Source organism: Shewanella sp. 8A, from assembly GCF_023475945.1.
In the GTDB taxonomy this organism is placed as follows: Bacteria; Pseudomonadota; Gammaproteobacteria; order Enterobacterales; family Shewanellaceae; genus Shewanella; species Shewanella xiamenensis.
Window position 1 is genome coordinate 47,495 of record NZ_JAMDJP010000021.1, and the last position, 19,275, is coordinate 66,769.

Genomic DNA, 19,275 nt, shown 5'->3' on the forward strand with positions numbered 1-19,275 from the left:
TATATTAGCGGGCGATTAACAGGTGGGGGACATCTGTTACAGGGTTTAGTCCGCAACAGGAATGCTTTAAATGAAATTTGCAAAACGTCGCAATGGTCGAGTCACGCTTGGTGCCCATGTTTTAGGTTCGTTAACCATAGGGATGGCGGTTTCTGCTATCCCTGCTATGGCCGCGGAGCAGGCACAAGTCGCAGATAAAAAAGTTGAACATATTGAGGTCAATGGTGAGTACTTGGGTTATAACACCCGCAAAGTACAATCGGGTAAATTTACCGAAGACCTGCTCAATACTGCGAAAACTGTAACAGTCATCAATCAAGATCTGATCAAAGATATGGGCGCGCAGAGTTTTACTGATGCGCTACGAGCGACGCCTGGTATTACCTTGGGTACTGGCGAAGGGGGAAACCCCTACGGTGATAGACCGTTTATTCGTGGATACGATGCTCAATCCTCCACTTTTATCAATGGTATGCGTAATGTGGGTTCACAAAGCCGTGAAACCTTTAACATTGAACAAATTGAAGTCCTGAAAGGCCCAAGCTCTGTCTATAACGGCCGTGGCGCGGTTGGCGGTAGCATTAACATTGTGACCAAAAAAGCTCAGGCTGAAGATTTTATTAACGCCGATGTTGCCGTGGGGACTGATGCCCTCAAACGTGCCAATGTTGATATTAACCATGTGATTACCGATGAAGCTGCGGTTCGTGTCAACATGATGGCTCACGATGCTGACACTCCTGGGCGTGATGAGGTCACAGGTAATCGTTGGGGCGTTGCACCGTCAGTTACTTTTGGGTTAACGACGCCAACTAAAGTGACCCTTGAATATTATCATTTTGAAAACCATGATATTCCTGATTATGGTATTCCCTACGATCAGGCGACAGGCAAACCTGCCGATGTCGATCCCGACAATTTCTATGGCTTATTATCGCGGGATTTTCGCGATACGATGGACGATACAGCTTCGGTGTTGATCAGCCATGATTTTAACAACGACATGCAGTTCACTTCGACGTCTATCTATAGCCGTAACAGCAATTACTATATTGTGACTAACCCAGACGACACCACTGGCAACGTGGCTAATGGTTATGTTTGGCGAAACACTAAGTCGCGCCATTCGGTGACAAAGACCCTAGCGACTCAATTGCAACTCTCGGGTGAAGCAAAACTTGCAGGAATGACTAACCGTTTTGCAGTCGGGACTGAACTCAGTAACGAACGTACTAGCAATTTGAGTTACACCGTCGATACGGGCAATGGTCGCAACGCGGGTTGTAATCAGGCAATGCTGGATAACTACAACTGTACGTTGCTGGATAATCCGAATCCCCACGATCCTTGGGTTGGTACGATTACACTCGGTACCGATGCGACAGTGACTGAAACTGATACTCGCTCTATCTATGCCTTTAATACCATTGAGTTAACTGAAGCATGGATGATTAACGCAGGTATCCGCTGGGATGACTATACCACCAGTGCTGAGAACTCAACCTCTCGATTCAGCAATGATGCTGATTTCTTCAACTACCAATTGTCGGTGCTATATAAGCCCGCAGAAAATGGCAGTATCTACGCTGCGTGGGGCACTTCCTCTAATCCACCTGGCACGTCTAACGGCGATGGGGCAGATCGTCTTGGCAGCACTAATGCCGATTTAGAACCAGAAGACACCGAAAGCTACGAGTTAGGCACTAAATGGGATCTTTGGGAGGGACGTTTATCTCTGAATGGCTCTGTATTCCAAATCGAGAAAAACAATGCCCGCGTTGCGACCTCTGGCGATCGCAATGCACCGCAGGAAAACGTCGGCGAGCAAAAAGTCAAAGGCTTTGAAATCGGCTTTTCCGGTGACTTTACTAAAGATTGGCATGGTTTTGGTGGTTATACGTATTTGGATGCGACCCTCGAAAGCAATGGTTACAACGCAGCGCAAAATGGTAATCGCTTCCCTAATACAGCCAAAAATAGTCTTAGCTTATTCACAACTTACGATATTACCGAGCAGTTAACGGTCGGCACGGGTGCCTATTATATGGACAAAGTGTATGGCAATACGGCTAATACGCTGTCAATTCCGTCTTACTGGCGTTTTGATTTGACCTCATCCTATAAGATGAGCGAATTCTTGACCTTACGCCTGAACGTTCAAAATCTAACGGATGAGCGTTATTACGATAAAGCGTACACCGCGCACTTTGCCAATATGGCGCCTGGACGTTTGGTGATGTTAAGTGCCGATATGCACTTTTAATATCAGTGAATGACGATTTGAATGGCAGCCCTAGGGCTGCCTTTGATGTTTATGCTTTCCTTAAGGTTTGAAGATGCTTATTGAAATTCCTCATGTTTTTTCTAAACAAGAAGTCAATCAGTTACGTGAACAACTCGATGCTCGCACTTGGATTGATGGCAATCAAACCTCAGGCGTGATGGCGAGTACCCGTAAGCGCAATCAGCAGTTGGATAAAGACGATCCTGTTGCGATTGGCATCGGTGAATTGATTATGGAGCGCTTGTTAGCTCATCCTTTATTTGTCTCGGCAGCACTTCCATTACAGTTTTATCCGCCCTTGTTTAATCGTTATCAAGGTGGAGAAACCTTTGGCTATCATATCGATAATGCAATTCGCTCGACGAGTGACGGTATGGTGCGTACCGATCTGTCAGCCACCTTATTTTTAAGCGAACCAGACACTTATCAAGGTGGTGAGTTGGTCATCCAAGATACCTATGGCCAGCAAAGCATTAAGCTGGCGGCGGGATCTTTGGTGTTATACCCGTCAACGAGTTTACATCAGGTTACGCCTGTCACATCAGGTGAGCGAACCGCCGCCTTTATGTGGCTACAGAGCATGGTGCGCGATGAAGGGCAGCGTCGCTTGTTATTTCAACTCGATCAATCGATTCAATCTTTGACGTCGCAGACCGCGCCTGAACAAGAGCTGTTTAATCTAACGGGTGTTTATCATAACTTGCTCAGGCGTTGGAGTGAGTTGTAGTGATATAGAGCTAGGCTTCTCTCCCTGCTTAATCTCCACAAAGCAGGCGGTTTAGGGTATAATCCCGCTTGCTCTGAGGGGCAATAAAACAGTAAACGTTAACTCGTTTACTGTTTTTGTATTTTTACGCTGGCGCTGCATGGCTCATCTGCAGCTTAAATTAAGGCGCCTTATCCCTCAAAGCATGAACTTGCTGGCAAATTTTAATTACTTGAGTCGATAGTCACGTGTTGAAAAATAATCTTAATGATGGTCTACAGCTCGACCGCACCTTTTCCATTGCACCGATGCTCGATTGGACGGATCGTCATTACCGTTATTTTGCGCGTTTAATGTCGGCCAATGCCTTACTGTATACCGAGATGGTGACCACCGGCGCGATTTTGCATGGCCGTGGCGATTATCTTGCCTATAACCAAGAGGAACATCCTCTTGCATTGCAGTTGGGTGGCTCGAATCCTGCTGAACTTGCTCGCTGCGCCAAACTGGCCGCCGAGCGCGGTTATGATGAAGTGAACCTCAATGTGGGCTGTCCTTCGGATCGGGTGCAAAATGGTCGCTTTGGTGCCTGTTTGATGGCTGAACCTGAGCTGGTGGCTGAATGTGTCGATGCCATGAAGCAAGTGGTTGATATTCCTGTGACGGTAAAAACGCGCATCGGGATCGATGAGCAGGATAGCTATGAGTTTTTGACTCACTTTATTGATACTGTCATGGCTAAAGGCTGTGGTGAGTTTATAATCCATGCGCGTAAGGCTTGGCTGCAAGGCTTAAGCCCGAAAGAGAATCGCGAGATCCCGCCCTTAGACTACGAACGTGTGTATCAGCTCAAACGTGATTATCCGACGCTTAATATCAGCATTAACGGTGGCATCACTAGCCTTGAACAGGCCCAAACCCACTTGCAGCACTTAGATGGTGTGATGGTAGGACGTGAGGCTTACCAGAATCCTTATATGTTGTCGCAGGTTGACCAACTGCTCTGTGGCAGCCAGAAGGCGGTGATTAGCCGTGAGGCTGTGATTGAAGCGATGGTGCCCTATATCGAGGCTCACTTGCAGGCGGGCGGACGCCTAAATCATATCACTCGCCATATGATTGGCTTATTCCAAGGTTTGCCTGGTGCCCGTGCGTGGCGTCGTTATTTAAGCGAAAACGCCCATAAAAACGGTGCGGGCATAGAGGTGGTAAAGCAGGCTTATTTGAGTATTCAAACAGAAATAATTGCTCAATAATCATTCGATTTAAAAAGTGGTGAGATTCACTAAACGTTGTAGTATTTTTCACCACTTTACCTTTCCTAAATATCTCGCTTATCTCGTTCTAGCTTAAAATAAATTTTTAAATCTAATTAAATTAGTGCGTTAGGTTTTATTTGATAAGTTGGCACGCCCTTTGTAATAGTCCCTATGTCAAGTTAATCAATCGAAAGGGACGACATCATGTTTACTTCAAATGTTAAAAAATCAGTTCAAGCAAGTGTGTTATTCGGTGCATTAATGGCGAGTGTTACAGCACATGCTGAAGCGGCTCCTGTATCTGATGTTATGAGCGCCATTGAGCAAACTCTTAGCACCCAAGCGCAGGAGTTGTTAGTGAATACAAAGCGTGAATTGGTGTTATCGCTGCAAACGCAACTGGCTGAAAGTATCTATGATTTTAACAGTCAACTAACACTGAGCGCGGATACCCAAACTGATTCGGCAACCACAGGTGAATTGAGCGCGAATAAGTAAGGATCTGCCTATGTGGTTTGTAGCACCTCTAATGACTTTGCTACTGCTACCAGTGATTAGCCTCGCGTTGTTTTCAGGCATTATCTGCTGGTTTCAGTGGCATAGTGTCAGCGATAAGTAACTCATAAAATTTTGGAGTTCAAAATGAAACGAGCGCAAATACGAATGAACAATTCACAACGTTTGGTCTGTGGTGTTGCATCAGGTATGGCGTGGCAATTTGGTTGGTCATGTTTTTGGACGCGAGTGGTATGGGCGGGGGCAATTCTGTTTATGCCAGGCGTGAGTCTACTGGTGTATTTTGTGTTGGCTTTGCTTGTAGAACAATGGAAAAGACCGATTTAAGCCAAGTTTTTGTACTCTAGATTGTGGGACATTAATGGGACAGCCTATACACGTTTATGGCCACAATCGTTAGCGAGATGCTATCAACAAGAGGGCACATTGACCCTCATGCCAATAATGAGCACTTGCTAAGTGAGTATCACTTTTTAAGAAAAGCCTGGAATCTGGCTTTTGCTTCATCACTTTTAAGTCTTGCACTAAATTGTTCTAATTCTTGATGCATTTGGTGTTGCACACGGTTTTTATGCGGTCGCATCAATTGACGGGTAATTTGCAGCGCCTGCGGTGGTTGATTGGCTAGTTTTTTCGCTTGGTTAAAGGCATAAACCAATAACTCTTCTTGGGCGATCACATCGTTAATGATGTTCAGTCTGTGGGCGGTATCAGCATCAAAACTTTCTCCGAGCAGCAATAATTCAGCTGCTTTTTGATAACCCACTAATTCGGGTAGGAGTAAACTCGCGCCCGCTTCAGGGACCAAGGCTAAATTAACAAAGGGCAGTTGAAACTTAGCTGTATTGTCTGCGTAAACTAAATCGCAATGAAGTAGCACAGTGGTACCAATACCAACAGCCGCACCAGAAACGGCAGCGACCAGTGGTTTTTTGAGCTCTAATAAACAAAATAAGAAGCGTACCGCAGGATGGTTTGGCCCTAAGTCACTATTTTTCAAAAAGTCTGCAACATCATTGCCCGAGGTGAAACAATTATCTTCACCATGGAGCATAAAGGCACGAATGTCGTTGTCTGCTTCACCTTCGATCAGGTATTCTGTCAGTTGTTTATACATATTAAGATCAAGTGCATTGCGTTTATCTGGGCGATTAAAGCTGATAACACGAACGCCCTGATCATCCCGAACCTGTATATGACTCATGGGTTGTTTTCCTTTACGACGACATTGGGTAGACATGGAGTTTAAGACATTGAAACCGATATTCAAACAGATGTTTAATTGTGTTGCCTTATCCTGTGCTTCATTTTCTGTTTTCGCCAACGTAGTGATGACTGAAGGTCATGTACGTGCAATGCCTGATACCGTTCCAAATACTGCCGCTTACTTTACGCTCGAAAATCACAACGATAAAGCCGTACGCTTGATTGGCGTGACAACCGACGTAACGAACGAAGCGCAATTGCATACCATTATTGAAGAGCAAGGTATGGTAAAAATGCGCCATGTTGAAGGCTTTGATATTCCATCCCATGGAAAATTAACCCTGATGCCATCGGGGGAGCATGTCATGCTAATTGGGCTTAAGGCTCCATTAGTGTTAGATCAGCAAGTTAAGCTGCAATTAGAGTTTAACGATGGCGAAAAAATGACGATTACATTGCCTGTCGCTAAGCAGGCCGAGAATGCTGCTGAACCCGAGCATCATCACCATCATTAAGGAGTCGCTTGATGCAAATCACATGGAAGAAGGTCACTGGAGTTAGTTTATGCGTTGTTTTAATTGGTTATGTTGTGAGTGTCTGGTGGAGTATCGAGCCTGATCCGCTGACGCCACAACAGCTTACTGCCACAGAAAAGAATGTTGTTGGTTATGCGACCACAACCTCTTTGATTATGACCGTTGAAACGCTGCTGGATAAGCAAGGTGGTTGGCTATCGAATGATGTTATGCCACCCTCAATCTTTATGGATAACATGCCCGCCTTTGAGTATGGCGCTTTAGAGCAAGCGCGTGATTTGGCGCTGATTATGCGTAAAGAGTTTAGCCGTTCACAGTCGCAATCTACCGCTGATAAAGATTTGAGTGAAGCGCAGGCTAAGTTAAACATCGACCATACCAGTTGGTTAGTGCCGAGTGCTGAAAGCGAATACCGCGATGGTATTAAGCTACTTAAGTTGTACCGGGCGCGAATGATGGATCCGAATAATCAAGATGCACAGTTTTATGCCCGCGCAGATAACCTTAATGAGTGGCTCAAAGAAGTGCAAAAACGTTTAGGCAGTATGTCGCAACGGTTATCTGCAAGTGTAGGTCAAGAACGTCTTAACACCGATTTAGCGGGGGATAATGCTGCGCGTCAATCAACCCCTAATTTAGCCAGCCATCAGGTGAAAACCAGCTGGTGGAAAATTGATGATGTGTTTTATGAGAGCCGTGGCGCCTCATGGGCATTACTGAATTTTATGCGTGCAGTTGAAGTCGATTTTGCTGACGTGCTGAAAAAGAAAAATGCTGAAGTGAGCCTAAAACAGATCATTCGTGAACTAGAGGCAACTCAGCAAACGGTTTGGAGCCCTGTTGTGCTTAATGGCAGTGGTTTCGGTCTAGTCGCTAATCATTCATTGGTTATGGCTAACTATGTATCCCGTGCAAATGCCGCGGTGATTGATTTAACGAACTTGCTATCTCAAGGTTAATTATGAAAAAAATACTCCTGGCCAGTGCAGTATTAGGCTGCATAATGGCTACATCAGCTCACGCAGCCACTGTGGTTGGTTTTAAAATAGGTGGCGATTATTGGCGCGCCGATACTAGCGGTACTTTTTCCGATAAAGGTCAGCCACAACAAGGTTTTGACTACAGCTCATCAGCGCAGGGTAGCTATTGGTTTGCCGTTGAACACCCACTGCCTTTTGTGCCAAATCTGAAAATTCGTGAAAACAGTCTTGATCAAAAAGGTAGCTTGGCGAACGCTGATTTCAGCTTTAATGGTCATGATTTTAAAGGTAATGTGACCAGTTATACCGATCTGAGCAACACCGATTTTGTGTTGTATTACGAACTGCTGGATAACGATATTTTATCTTTTGATTTGGGCGCAGCTTATAAGTTGATGAATGGCTCTCTGCGTGTCCAAGATGCAGGTCATCCAGAAGAGAAAGACGTAGATAGCGGAATTGTTATGGGGTACGCCAGTACCCATGTGAGCATGCCGGGTTTAGGCTTATTTGGCTTTGCAGATTTAATGCTTGGGGTGAATGAGTCGAATGTACACGATTATGCGGTCGGTTTAGGCTGGCAGTTTGATGGTGTTGCGGTGGATACCCGTGTGCGCGTTGGCTATCGTGAGTTTGCCTTTGATGTGAATAATTTCTCTGGCATTAGTGCTGACTCAAAGTTTGATGGCTATTTCGCTGGCGTCGAAATTGACTTCTAAGTCGTAATTCTGACAATAAAAAACCGCCAATCTTGGCGGTTTTTTTATTGGACAATATTGCTTAACTTATTCAGCTTTTAGGCCGTTGTTAATAGCAATAACATCATCTTCGTTTAATGTACCCGCTGCTTGTTTCAGTGCAACAATCGAGTTGATGTAGCTGTAACGCGCATCTGATAATTTACGTTTTGAGTCGTACAGATCGCGTGTACGGTTCAATACGTCAACAATAGTACGAGTACCAACTTCGAAGCCTGCTTGCGTAGCCTTTAATGCACTTTCAGATGAAATTACAGACTGTTCGTAAGCACGGATAGAGCTGATTGACGCCCCCACGTTGTTGTAGTTATTACGAACGTTTTTCACTACGCTACGGTAGGTTTGTTCCAACTTCTCGCTTGCCTCAACATATTGGAACTGCGCTTCTTTGACTTGTGATGAGACTTTAAAGCCTTCAAAAATCGGAATACTTAAGTTAATGCCTGCGCTCATGTTGTCAAAATCAGGTTCATTCGAATTACCTAATTTTTGCTCTAAACCTTTGCTATAACCAGCATTTAAGCTTAGTGATGGCATATGGCCTGCTTTATAGAGGCTAATGGTCTCTTGAGCGATATCTTTGCCAATACGTTGAGTCATTAGATCGACGCTATTGGTTTCGGCAATTTTTAACCAATCACTAGATGAACTCGGTGCTGGTGTGACTGCTGAGAAGCGGTTAGTGTCGAGTACGTTTAAGGCTTTGTGATCGATACCCGTGATTTCGCGCAGTGCTTCATAACTATTGGCAAGGGTATTTTCTGCCAAAATTTCAGAGGCTGAGGCTAAGTCATATTGTGCTTGAGCTTCATGAACGTCAGTAATCGCAGTTAAACCAACGGCAAAACGTTGTTTAGTTTGCTCAAGTTGACGCTCAATCGCGCGTTTTTCTGCACCTTGGAACTCGTAGTTATCTTTGGCTGTTAATACATCAAAGTAGGCTTTAGTCACGCGAGTGATCAAATTTTGCAGTGCCGATGCATAGGTTGAGTCAGCTTGAGAAGCGGCTTTCTCCGCAAGGCTTAAACCTACCCAAGCACTATGGTCATAAATGACTTGATTGAGCTTTAGGTTGCCAGTCAGGCCGCTGCTATCATCTCGAGGATCATTCCATGCCTTGTCATAGCCCACGTTTGCACTGATAGTCGGTAACAGTGGCGCACGATTTTGTTCAATCTTTTCAAACAAAGCGTTACGTTGCGCTTGCGCTTGCAACACGAGTGGGTCACTTGTCAGTGCCTGTTGATAAATTTGCAGTAAATCATCTGCTTGAACCGCAGGAGCGGAAGCGGCTAGAGTTAATGCTACGCATAGAGAACGGATCTTAAATTTCATTTGCTGTCCTTATTAGACAAAATCTCCAAAAGGAGAAATATATAACTTCGTTTAGACTAAGTAATGCCTTTACCAAGGCGGTTTGCGCTTCCCGACGCTTCCCGATACAGCTAAAACTTAATGACGTAGAGTCTAAAAACTCCCAGACGTTCAAGTCAACTGCGAAGTGTAACAGATTTTATTTAAAAATGAGCCAAATTGCCTTGATAATAGGCGAAAATTTAACTGTTAAGGATAAGATATGAAGCCTCAGGTTTTTTCGCAAACAGATATTGAAATCCTCGAAAAAAAATCGCTATATCAAGGCTTTTTTGCCTTAGAGCAATTTACCTTCAAACATAAGCTATTTGCTGGAGGCTGGAGTCAGCCGGTCACCCGTGAGGTCTTTGAACGTGGCCATGCAGTCGTTGTGCTGCCCTATGATCCTAAGTGCGATAAGGTTGTGTTGATTGAGCAAGTTAGATTTCCTGCATTAGCAACCACTAAATCTCCTTGGCTTATGGAGTTAGTCGCGGGTATGATTGCGCCCGACGAAACGCCAGAGGATGTAGCGCACCGCGAATTGTTAGAAGAAACTGGCTTGACCGCTCGCCACATCCGTTTTGTGAGCAGTTATCTTGCAAGCCCTGGTGGCAGTACTGAACGTTTCTATTTTTATTGGGCTGAGGTGGATTCATCACAAGCTCAAGGTTTGCATGGATTAGCTGACGAACACGAAGATATTCGATTGCATGTTGTAGACCGTGAGGTTGCCTATCACGGTGTCGTTAATGGCGAAATAGACAATGCATCGACCGTTATTGGATTGCAGTGGCTGCAATTAAACTATAAGCAACTGGTTTAGGTTGGAAAAGGTTTGGCGCATTCAACATCACATCAAAAACCGCGTTATCAACCCAACGTGAGCGACTTTTTAGCGCTATGCGGGCGTAACTATGGCTATATGCAAAAGTGGTTGCCACTGGATATTGCTGTAGGTCAATCTTGGCAACTTGAAGGTGAATTTGGTGTATTAGTTATCCGTATTTTAGAAAATACCAAATATACTCAATTAGTTGAAATCTCACGCCCACTACAAATAGTGGAGTTTGTTAATATTCCCAAGGTGTTAGTGAGAATTTATCATGATGCTAAATTAGCAGAAGTGTTAACTGGTCAACAGATTTACCAACTGCGCCCAGTGTATGATTATCCCAATTTACGTATGTATCATAGTGATGAGAAGTACCAGGTAAATGCATTCCTGGGAGAATTATTGAAGATTGGTGGCCAACAACGTTTGGTTTGCCAGTCTTAGAATTGGGTATTCAATGTGCTGAAAGAGGCTATCTCTTACTCTGTAGCTGATGAAAATGTGCGCATAGTGCAAGTCACCGACCCGCACCTCTTTGCCGATCCTGAAGCTCAGCTACTTGGTGTTAATACCAGCAAAAGTTTGGCCGCGGTACTCAATACGATCCGTGCCGTCAATTACCCTGCGCATCTTATGCTTGCCACAGGTGATTTAAGTCAAGATTATTCCCCTGAGTCTTATCGCCAATTTGTGTCAGCGGTCGCCCCGCTCAATTTACCTTGCCATTATCTTCCGGGTAATCATGATGATCCGCGGATCATGTTTTTGCATATGCAGGGCGAGCGGATTTTTGGCCAGCAACGTATCTTAGTTGGTAAATGGCAAATTTTGATGCTGGATTCCACCGTGAGAGGAAAACCTGGTGGTCATATGGCCGCGAGTCAATTCGAACTCATTGAACAGGCTATAGCCGCACATCCAGACCGCCATACCTTACTGGTGATGCATCATAATCCTATTTTGGTTAATTGTGCTTGGTTAGACCAACACTGCATGGATAATGGGACGGAATTTTTAAAGCGTGTCGCTCAATACCCGCAAGTCAAAGCTTTGCTTTGGGGCCATGTGCATCAACAATTGGATAGCCTTTACGATGGTCCCCATGGTGCGTTGCAATTAATGGCGACACCTTCTACTTGTATCCAGTTTAAACCGCAATCGCCTTATTTTGCCCTCGATGGACTGCAACCCGGTTATCGTTTGCTGGAGCTCAAGGCCGATGGTAGCATCAGCACTAATGTGTATCGCGTACCGGGAAATCTGTTTTCCCCCGATAAAGATTCCAGCGGTTATTAACGCGAGTGACCGCAGCTTGAGGAACTATGCTGCTCTATATTCACGGATTCAACAGTTCTCCTTTCTCTGATAAAGCGGTGATGACGGCACAATATATGGCCGAGCATCACCCGTCCCTCACTTTTCATCAGCCACAGTTACCCAATACACCCAAAGCTGCGATGGCCTTACTACAGCGCTATGTTGAGGAGGCTTTGCAAGCGGGTGAGCCGCTTAACTATATTGGCTCGTCCTTAGGGGGTTATTTTGCCAGTTATTTGGCTGAGCATTATGGTGGCCGAGCCGTGTTGGTGAATCCGGCAGTAAAACCCTTTGAACTGTTTGATGAATTTATGGGGCCGCAATTTAACCCTTATACCGAAGAGCATTATCAGGTATTGCCAGAGCATAAGCAGGAAGTGACTGAATTTAATACGACTGTTATCCGCAATCCCGATCGTTTTTTGGTACTATTGCAAACGGGCGATGAAGTGCTGGATTATCGCGAAGCGCTACATAAATATCATCATTGCCAATTACGGATTGAATCCGGTGGTGATCACAGTTTTGTGGGTTATGAGCGATATCTGCAAACTGTAAGCCAATTTTTACACTTACCTTGACAAATCGTCATCCACAGCCGCAACATGGCCGGATATAACAACCTATAGCGTACACTATGACTAATCAATACACCTCTGACGCCATTGAAGTTCTTAACGGACTTGACCCAGTTAAACGCCGTCCAGGTATGTATACCGATACCAGCCGACCTAACCATTTAGGCCAAGAGGTCATAGATAACAGTGTCGATGAAGCCTTAGCTGGCCATGCCACTAAAATCGAAGTTGTGCTCCACACAGATAACTCGCTGGAAGTCACTGACGATGGTCGTGGTATGCCAGTGGATATTCATCCCGAAGAAGGTATTCCAGGGGTCGAGCTGATCCTGACTAAACTGCATGCTGGCGGTAAATTTTCAAATAAAAATTATCAATTCTCCGGTGGTTTGCATGGTGTAGGGATTTCAGTCGTTAACGCCCTGTCTCGCAGAGTTGAAGTCACTGTGCGCAGAGATGGCCAAGTGTATGATATGGCTTTCGAAAATGGCTTTAAAGTCGAAGAACTACGAGTCAGTGGTACTTGCGGTCGGCGCAATACCGGTACTCGAGTACATTTTTGGCCTGATGCGAGTTATTTTGATTCGGCGAATTTCTCCAATTCCAAACTTATTTATTTACTGCGTGCCAAAGCAGTATTGTGCCCCGGTCTTAGAATTAAATTTACTAATAAGCACACTAACGAAGTGCATGAGTGGTACTACGAGAGTGGCTTAACCGATTATCTTAAGACGGCGGTAGGCGATAATATCATGCTGCCGGAAGAGCCTTTTATCGGTAGTTTTAAGGGGCAAATTGAGGCGGCAGATTGGGCTATTACCTGGTTGCCAGAGGGCGGAGAGTCGATTAACGAAAGTTATGTCAACTTGATCCCAACTCCCTTAGGTGGCACCCATGTGAATGGCTTTCGCCAAGGTTTGCTAGAGTCGATGCGTGAGTTTTGTGAGTTTCGTAATCTCATCCCCCGTGGGATTAAGCTCTCTCCTGAGGATATTTGGGATCGCGCAGCCTTCATTCTGTCAGTGAAAATGCAAGACCCGCAGTTTGCGGGACAAACCAAAGAGAAGCTTTCGAGCCGTCAAAGCTCAGCCTTTGTTTCAGGTATCGTGCGTGATGCATTTTCGCTTTGGTTAAATTCGAATACCGAATTAGCCGAGTCATTGGCTGAAATGTGTATTAATAACGCGCAAAAACGCTTAAAAGCAGCCAAAAAAGTCGCCCGTAAAAAAGTCACATCAGGTCCCGCATTACCGGGTAAATTGACCGATTGTAGTGGCCAAGATCCAATGCGCGGCGAACTCTTCCTTGTGGAAGGGGATTCTGCGGGAGGCAGTGCTAAACAGGCTAGAGACCGTGAGTTTCAAGCTATTATGCCGCTACGTGGTAAAATCTTAAATACGTGGGAAGTGGATGCATCTCAGGTATTAGCGTCGCAGGAAGTACATGATATTTCGGTGGCAATTGGTTGTGATCCCGATAGCAATGATATTTCTGAGTTAAGGTATGGCAAAATCTGCATCCTCGCCGACGCCGATTCCGATGGATTGCATATTGCGACTTTACTCTGTGCACTGTTTCTGAAACATTACCGAGTGTTGGTTGAGCAGGGTCATGTTTATATCGCCATGCCGCCATTGTTCCGTATCGATATAGGTAAAGATGTTTATTACGCTTTAGATGAGGCTGAAAAAGAAGGTATTCTCGATCGTATCAGCGCTGAGAATAAAAAAGGTAAAGTTCAAGTAACACGCTTTAAAGGTCTGGGTGAAATGAATCCACTGCAATTGCGTGAAACGACAATGGACCCTAATACTCGCCGTTTAGTGCAGTTAACTATTGATGATGCAGAAGAAACTGATTCTCTTATGGATATGCTGTTAGCTAAGAAGCGTTCACCCGATCGTAAAAACTGGCTCGAAGATAAGGGTGACATGGCGGTACTTTAATGTTGTGCACTATTGCCGATAACAATAACACTTAGGCATAAAGAAAATTACCATGTTGTATATTAAAACGAATAATTATAAATGTTTAAAGGTGTTCTCTGCCTATTGGACCCTACTGGTGAGTCTGGCTTTGTTACCGATCCAGACGGCGATTGCAGGGGCTCAGTCGATCATGATTACCGTCTCAAAGGGATTTGGTTTATCGCTCTATGCTTCCGATCTTGGGGATGCCAAACAGCTTGCGATGGGGGCAAATGGCACCTTATTTGTCGGCTCCAATAAGAGTGGCACAGTGCATGCGCTTGTTGATAGTAATCAAGATGGTCGTGTAGACAAGCGTTATGTCATCGCCAAGGGGTTAGAGTCTCCCGATGCGATCGCGTTCCATAATGGTGATCTGTTTGTGGCAACTGAAAACCGAATTGTCCGCTTTATTGATATCGAGCAGCGCTTACGCCGTCCAAGTCGTCCTAAAGAGATTTATAGCGATTTACCAGAGTCAGATAAGAAAAGTGCACGAGCGATGAATTTTGGTCCTGATGGCAGGCTCTATGTCTCTATCGGTGCACCTTGTAACGTGTGTGAAGCGAGCGCACCCTATAGCAGTATTATTGCGATTAATGTGGATACCGGCGCCAGTGAGCAAATTGCGTCAGGTATTCGCGATGTGACAGGTTTTGACTGGTCTCCTCAAGACGGCAAATTGTGGTTTGCCGATCAAGGACGCGATTGGATGGGCGATAACTTACCCCCCGATGAGATTAACCGCATCGATGTGGCGGGCAGCCATTATGGCTTTCCGTATTTACACGCATCATCCGTGGTCGAACCTGCCTATGAAAAGCCAAAAAATTTAAAAATTTCTGTACCGATATACGAACTGCCTGCACACGTTGCACCAACGGGACTGGCATTTTACCGTGGTAAGCAATTCCCAGAAATCTATCATAACCAATTGTTTGTTGCTGAAAATGGTTCTTGGAACCGTTCAAGCAAAGTCGGTTATCAAATCGTCATGTTGAAGCTTGAGAACCAACAGGTGGTCAGCCGCGAAACCGTAGTGAGTTTTCTCGACGGTGAGTTTCCTGTCGCCCGCCCCTATGGATTATTGTCCGGTGAAGATGGGGCCATGTACATCTCGGATGATTTGAAAGGTAACCTGTATCGACTGTTCTATAGGGATGGCGATAATACTGAAGAACCACAGGAACTAGAAGAAAATGAGTGACGCAATCAAGTTAAGCTTGGATGGCGTAGAGCAGATGCCATTGCGGCGCTTTACCGAAGAAGCTTATCTGAATTATTCCATGTACGTCATTATGGACCGAGCCTTACCCCATATTGGTGATGGCCTTAAACCCGTACAACGACGGATTATTTATGCTATGAGCGAGCTTGGTTTATCGGCTCAATCAAAGCATAAAAAATCAGCTCGTACAGTGGGTGACGTATTAGGTAAGTACCATCCCCATGGCGATAGTGCCTGCTATGAGGCGATGGTGCTGATGGCGCAGCCATTTTCATATCGTTATCCACTCGTAGATGGTCAAGGAAACTGGGGGGCACCAGACGATCCTAAGTCATTTGCAGCAATGCGTTATACCGAGGCGCGCCTGTCAAAGTTTTCTGAGTTGTTATTATCTGAGCTGGGACAAGGTACGGTTGACTGGGGGGCGAACTTCGATGGCACGTTAAAAGAGCCCAAAGTGCTGCCTGCACGTTTACCTCATATTTTGCTGAACGGCATCACTGGTATTGCGGTGGGCATGGCGACAGATATACCGCCACATAATGCTAGAGAGTTAGTGAATGCCTGCGTTGCGCTTTTGGACGATCCCAAACTCGACCTTGCGCAGTTGATGGCCTATGTGCCAGGGCCTGATTATCCTACAGAAGCTGAGATCATCACCCCGTCTGCCGATATTGCCAAAATCTATGAAACTGGGCGGGGCTCCTTAAAAGCCCGTGCGGTTTATACTGTCGAAGCCGGTGAAATAGTGATCACCGCGCTACCACATCAGGCGGGTAGTGGTAAGATTTTAGAGCAGATTGCTGCTCAAATGCAGGCGAAAAAATTGCCTATGGTTGCTGACTTGCGTGATGAGTCTGACCATGAAAATCCCGTTCGCTTAGTGATTGTACCGCGCTCAAATCGCGTCGATTGCGATCAACTGATGGCGCACTTGTTTGCGACTACCGATCTTGAGAAAAGTTTTAGGGTAAACCTTAACGTACTGGGCCTTGATGGTCGTCCAAGAGTTAAGGGCCTAAAAGACTTACTCACCGAATGGCTTGAGTTTCGTGTCGATACCGTAAGACGTCGCCTAGAATATCGTTTAGATAAAGTGTTGGCGCGTTTACATATCCTTGAAGCGTTAATGATCGCTTTTCTCAATATTGATGAAGTCATTGAGATCATTCGTTTTCATGATGAGCCCAAAGCGGAGTTGATGGCGCGTTTTAACCTGACAGACAAGCAGGCTGAGGCCATCCTCGAGTTAAAATTACGCCATTTAGCTAAGTTAGAAGAATTTAAGATCAAGGCTGAGCAGGACGAACTCGAAGCTGAACGTGAAAAGTTAGAGCAATTATTAGGTTCTGAGCGCCGTTTAAAAACCTTAATTAAGAAAGAATTAATCCAAGATGGTGAGACCTATGGCGATGATCGCCGCTCTCCTATTGTAGAACGCCATGAGTCCCGCGCCTTAACAGAGCAAGAGCTTACCCCGAGTGAACCTGTGACTGTGGTGTTATCAGAAAAAGGTTGGGTGCGTTGTGCTAAGGGCCATGATATTGATGCCGAGTCTTTATCCTATAAGGCGGGCGATCAATATCTCTGTAGTGCCATCGGGCGTAGTAATCAGGTGGCAGTGTTTATTGACTCATCCGGTCGCGCCTTTGCCACCGATAGTCATAGTCTGCCATCGGCTCGTACCCAAGGTGAGCCCATTACTACGCGCTTTAATATGGCATCTGGTGAGACCATGCAGCATGTTATTTTGGGGGAAGACGAGCAATGCTTCCTCTTAGCAACCGATGCAGGTTATGGCTTTATTTGTACTTTCAATGACATGGTGTCTCGTAATAAGGCGGGTAAAGCGCTATTGAGTTTACCGACGAATGCCAAGTCTTTATCACCCAAACCGATTGATCGTAATCGAGAGATGTCTATCCTTGCCATCACCAATGAAGGTCGTATGCTACTGTTTTCATTGGAAGCATTGCCGCAATTATCTAAGGGTAAAGGTAATAAGATTATCGGTATTCCAAGCGAGCGCGCTAAAAACCGTGAAGAGTTAATGACACATTTACAACTTGTGCCAGCAGATACTCCAGTTACCTTGTGGGCGGGTAAGCGCAAACTCACACTTAAACCAAGTGATTTAGAGCATTATCGCGGTGAGCGCGGACGTCGTGGGGCAAAATTACCACGTGGATTACAGCGTGTTGATAGTGTGGAATTAGGCGAAGGTGCTGAGGTCTTGCCTAGCATTTAACTGTTAATTTGAGGCTGCGTAAGAGGTAGCCAGCAGAAGTTATCAAAACCGTTAATCAAAGCCACTCAAGTTTCACTGGAGTGGCTTTTTTATTCTCAGAGTTATGCGCTACAGAGTCACTTTTCTTAAATACAAGGCATAAAAAAACCTACCGCTTGCGGTAGGTTTTTATTAGCGAATATCCGTAAGGATATTAGAAGTCGTAACGTACACCAACAGAGAATACGTTGTCGTCTTGTAGGTCTACTTTGTTACCTGCTACGACATGGTCACCACGGTACATTGCGTATTGACCGTATACCATAGTTGATTTAGAGAAACGGTAGTCAGCACCCACGTTGAAGTTTTGTACGCTGATGTCTGCGCCTTTTAACAGGTTTGTACCAGTGGTAACGTTTTTGTAGTAGTTACCAAAGCCCGTTTCATCAAAGCCGTATTCGGCTTTCAGGTTAACACCGTTTAAAGTGTAAACAACGTTAACAAAGTAAGTGTTACCATCTACTGAGCTATCAGTTACGCTTTCAGAGTTTTGGAATAAACCACCCACTTTGAAATCGCCAAATTTAACTTGTGCTACACCACGGTATGCATCAACACCCGCAATACCTTTGTTATAAGCAACTGCTAAATAGTAGTTTTGATCTTTGAACTTGCTATCACCCAGAGTTGCACTCAGAGCGTATAAGCTTTCGGTGGTTTTTGCAGTAGTGTCGTTATCATCGAACAGGTAAGTGGCGTTTAAGGTCACTAAATCAGCGATTTTTGGTGAGTAGTACCATACACCATCTGCGCTACGAGTTTGTGCGCTGACTAAACGGTCGATATCGGCGTTGGTGTTACCAAATACGTCTACGTTACCTTCTGCTTGCTTAAATACTGTGTCATTACGACCCACTAATACAGTACCTGCATTAGTTTTTAAACCGAGGAAAGTGTTACGAGCTTTGAACACATCACCTGAGCCAGAAGTGTTTTCAACTTGGAATTCCATTTGATAAACAACATCATAGCCATCAGCGATTTTCTCAGTACCTTTAACACCTAACAGTGAGAAGTTGTTTTCTAAATAGGTACCAGCATTGTTTTCATCAGCATAGTTTTTAGTATCAACACCATTGGTGCCTGATTGTAGAGTTGCACCTGTTTCAGTATTAGTTAATGCAAGCTCTAAACGACCATAGAAGCTTGGGCCTTCGGCTAGCGCACCGAATGAAGCCAGCGCTAATACTGATGCAACTGATGCAGAGATGAATGTCTTTTTCATGTTTTGTGCTCCCTCGAACCTAAGTTCTTATCCATTTTTCATGGTTTTTGTGTGGTTTAACACGTTTGTTACAGAAATAAGTAACAAAGTTGCCGCCGATTTTTACAGTTTTATGCCTTGCAGGCTGTGTCATAGATCAAGTTTTTAGCTCTCCTTGTCTGTATTCGGGGTTTTTTAGGACATTTCCCTATCACTTGACCGAAAATCGGCGTGTAAGAGATAAAACTGTATTTTTGGCAT

General features: G+C 44.9%; 18 protein-coding genes. 15 read left to right on the top strand and 3 right to left on the bottom strand.

The window, feature by feature from the left end:
- The first annotated feature begins 70 nt into the window (after positions 1 to 70).
- The 5 genes from M0413_RS15815 to M0413_RS15835 all read left to right on the top strand — a co-directional run bounded on the left by M0413_RS15815 (position 71) and on the right by M0413_RS15835 (position 5,092).
- A complete protein-coding gene (locus M0413_RS15815) occupies positions 71 to 2,263 on the top strand; it encodes a TonB-dependent receptor (RefSeq protein ID WP_037422115.1) in 2,193 nt (730 codons plus the stop codon).
- A gap of 73 nt (positions 2,264 to 2,336) precedes the next feature.
- Positions 2,337 to 3,011 (top strand): Fe2+-dependent dioxygenase, encoded by a 675-nt coding sequence (locus M0413_RS15820; RefSeq protein ID WP_037422119.1) that lies wholly within the window; start codon positions 2,337 to 2,339, stop codon positions 3,009 to 3,011.
- A 227-nt stretch (positions 3,012 to 3,238) separates the two neighbouring features.
- Positions 3,239 to 4,246 carry a tRNA dihydrouridine(20/20a) synthase DusA gene (gene dusA, locus M0413_RS15825; RefSeq protein WP_047539336.1) on the top strand — a complete coding sequence of 336 codons (1,008 nt, stop codon included), beginning with the start codon at positions 3,239 to 3,241 and terminating at the stop codon, positions 4,244 to 4,246.
- 207 nt (positions 4,247 to 4,453) lie between these two features.
- Positions 4,454 to 4,747 (top strand): hypothetical protein, encoded by a 294-nt coding sequence (locus M0413_RS15830; protein WP_037422125.1) that lies wholly within the window; start codon positions 4,454 to 4,456, stop codon positions 4,745 to 4,747.
- Between the two features lie 144 nt (positions 4,748 to 4,891).
- Positions 4,892 to 5,092, top strand: a complete 201-nt coding sequence (locus tag M0413_RS15835; protein WP_037422129.1) for a PspC domain-containing protein — start codon at positions 4,892 to 4,894, stop codon at positions 5,090 to 5,092.
- A gap of 139 nt (positions 5,093 to 5,231) precedes the next feature.
- On the opposite strand, the gene M0413_RS15840 is transcribed toward M0413_RS15835, so the two are convergent.
- A complete protein-coding gene (locus tag M0413_RS15840) occupies positions 5,232 to 5,969 on the bottom strand; it encodes an enoyl-CoA hydratase-related protein (RefSeq protein ID WP_037422131.1) in 738 nt (245 codons plus the stop codon).
- A gap of 34 nt (positions 5,970 to 6,003) precedes the next feature.
- On the opposite strand from M0413_RS15840, the gene M0413_RS15845 reads away from it, so the two are divergent.
- Genes M0413_RS15845 through M0413_RS15855 form a run of 3 tightly spaced genes read left to right on the top strand, consistent with a single transcriptional unit; the run spans position 6,004 to position 8,206 of the window.
- Complete coding sequence (locus M0413_RS15845; RefSeq protein ID WP_249554869.1) at positions 6,004 to 6,486, top strand: copper chaperone PCu(A)C; 483 nt, start codon at positions 6,004 to 6,006, stop codon at positions 6,484 to 6,486.
- Positions 6,487 to 6,497: 11 nt separating this feature from the next.
- Positions 6,498 to 7,466, top strand: a complete 969-nt coding sequence (locus M0413_RS15850) for a DUF2333 family protein (RefSeq protein ID WP_037422138.1) — start codon at positions 6,498 to 6,500, stop codon at positions 7,464 to 7,466.
- 2 nt (positions 7,467 to 7,468) lie between these two features.
- Entirely contained in the window at positions 7,469 to 8,206 is a 738-nt protein-coding gene (locus M0413_RS15855; protein ID WP_037428021.1) for a TIGR04219 family outer membrane beta-barrel protein, read from the top strand.
- Positions 8,207 to 8,272: 66 nt separating this feature from the next.
- On the opposite strand, the gene tolC is transcribed toward M0413_RS15855, so the two are convergent.
- Positions 8,273 to 9,580 (bottom strand): outer membrane channel protein TolC, encoded by a 1,308-nt coding sequence (tolC, locus tag M0413_RS15860; RefSeq protein ID WP_037422145.1) that lies wholly within the window; start codon positions 9,578 to 9,580, stop codon positions 8,273 to 8,275.
- 241 nt (positions 9,581 to 9,821) lie between these two features.
- Between tolC and nudF the strand changes: the two genes are divergently transcribed.
- From nudF to parC, 7 genes are read left to right on the top strand one after another with little or no spacing between them, the layout of a single operon-like run.
- Entirely contained in the window at positions 9,822 to 10,424 is a 603-nt protein-coding gene (gene nudF / locus M0413_RS15865; protein ID WP_203432894.1) for an ADP-ribose diphosphatase, read from the top strand.
- 12 nt (positions 10,425 to 10,436) lie between these two features.
- Positions 10,437 to 10,877 (top strand): DUF1249 domain-containing protein, encoded by a 441-nt coding sequence (locus M0413_RS15870; protein WP_037422150.1) that lies wholly within the window; start codon positions 10,437 to 10,439, stop codon positions 10,875 to 10,877.
- Between the two features lie 15 nt (positions 10,878 to 10,892).
- Entirely contained in the window at positions 10,893 to 11,729 is an 837-nt protein-coding gene (gene cpdA / locus M0413_RS15875; RefSeq protein WP_169547091.1) for a 3',5'-cyclic-AMP phosphodiesterase, read from the top strand.
- Between the two features lie 26 nt (positions 11,730 to 11,755).
- The gene (locus M0413_RS15880; RefSeq protein WP_203432895.1) at positions 11,756 to 12,331 is read left to right on the top strand and encodes a YqiA/YcfP family alpha/beta fold hydrolase; all 576 of its coding nucleotides are present in this window, start codon (positions 11,756 to 11,758) and stop codon (positions 12,329 to 12,331) included.
- A gap of 56 nt (positions 12,332 to 12,387) precedes the next feature.
- Positions 12,388 to 14,274: a DNA topoisomerase IV subunit B gene (gene parE, locus M0413_RS15885; protein WP_037422159.1), complete on the top strand. Its 1,887-nt coding sequence runs from the start codon at positions 12,388 to 12,390 to the stop codon at positions 14,272 to 14,274.
- 52 nt (positions 14,275 to 14,326) lie between these two features.
- Positions 14,327 to 15,502, top strand: coding sequence for a PQQ-dependent sugar dehydrogenase (locus tag M0413_RS15890; protein WP_069454282.1), 1,176 nt, complete (start codon positions 14,327 to 14,329; stop codon positions 15,500 to 15,502).
- Positions 15,495 to 17,771, top strand: coding sequence for a DNA topoisomerase IV subunit A (gene parC, locus M0413_RS15895; protein WP_055647704.1), 2,277 nt, complete (start codon positions 15,495 to 15,497; stop codon positions 17,769 to 17,771). The genes M0413_RS15890 and parC overlap by 8 nt, the downstream gene beginning before the upstream one ends.
- Positions 17,772 to 17,964: 193 nt before the next feature.
- On the opposite strand, the gene M0413_RS15900 is transcribed toward parC, so the two are convergent.
- Complete coding sequence (locus tag M0413_RS15900; protein WP_037428011.1) at positions 17,965 to 19,035, bottom strand: porin; 1,071 nt, start codon at positions 19,033 to 19,035, stop codon at positions 17,965 to 17,967.
- Positions 19,036 to 19,275 lie beyond the last annotated feature (240 nt).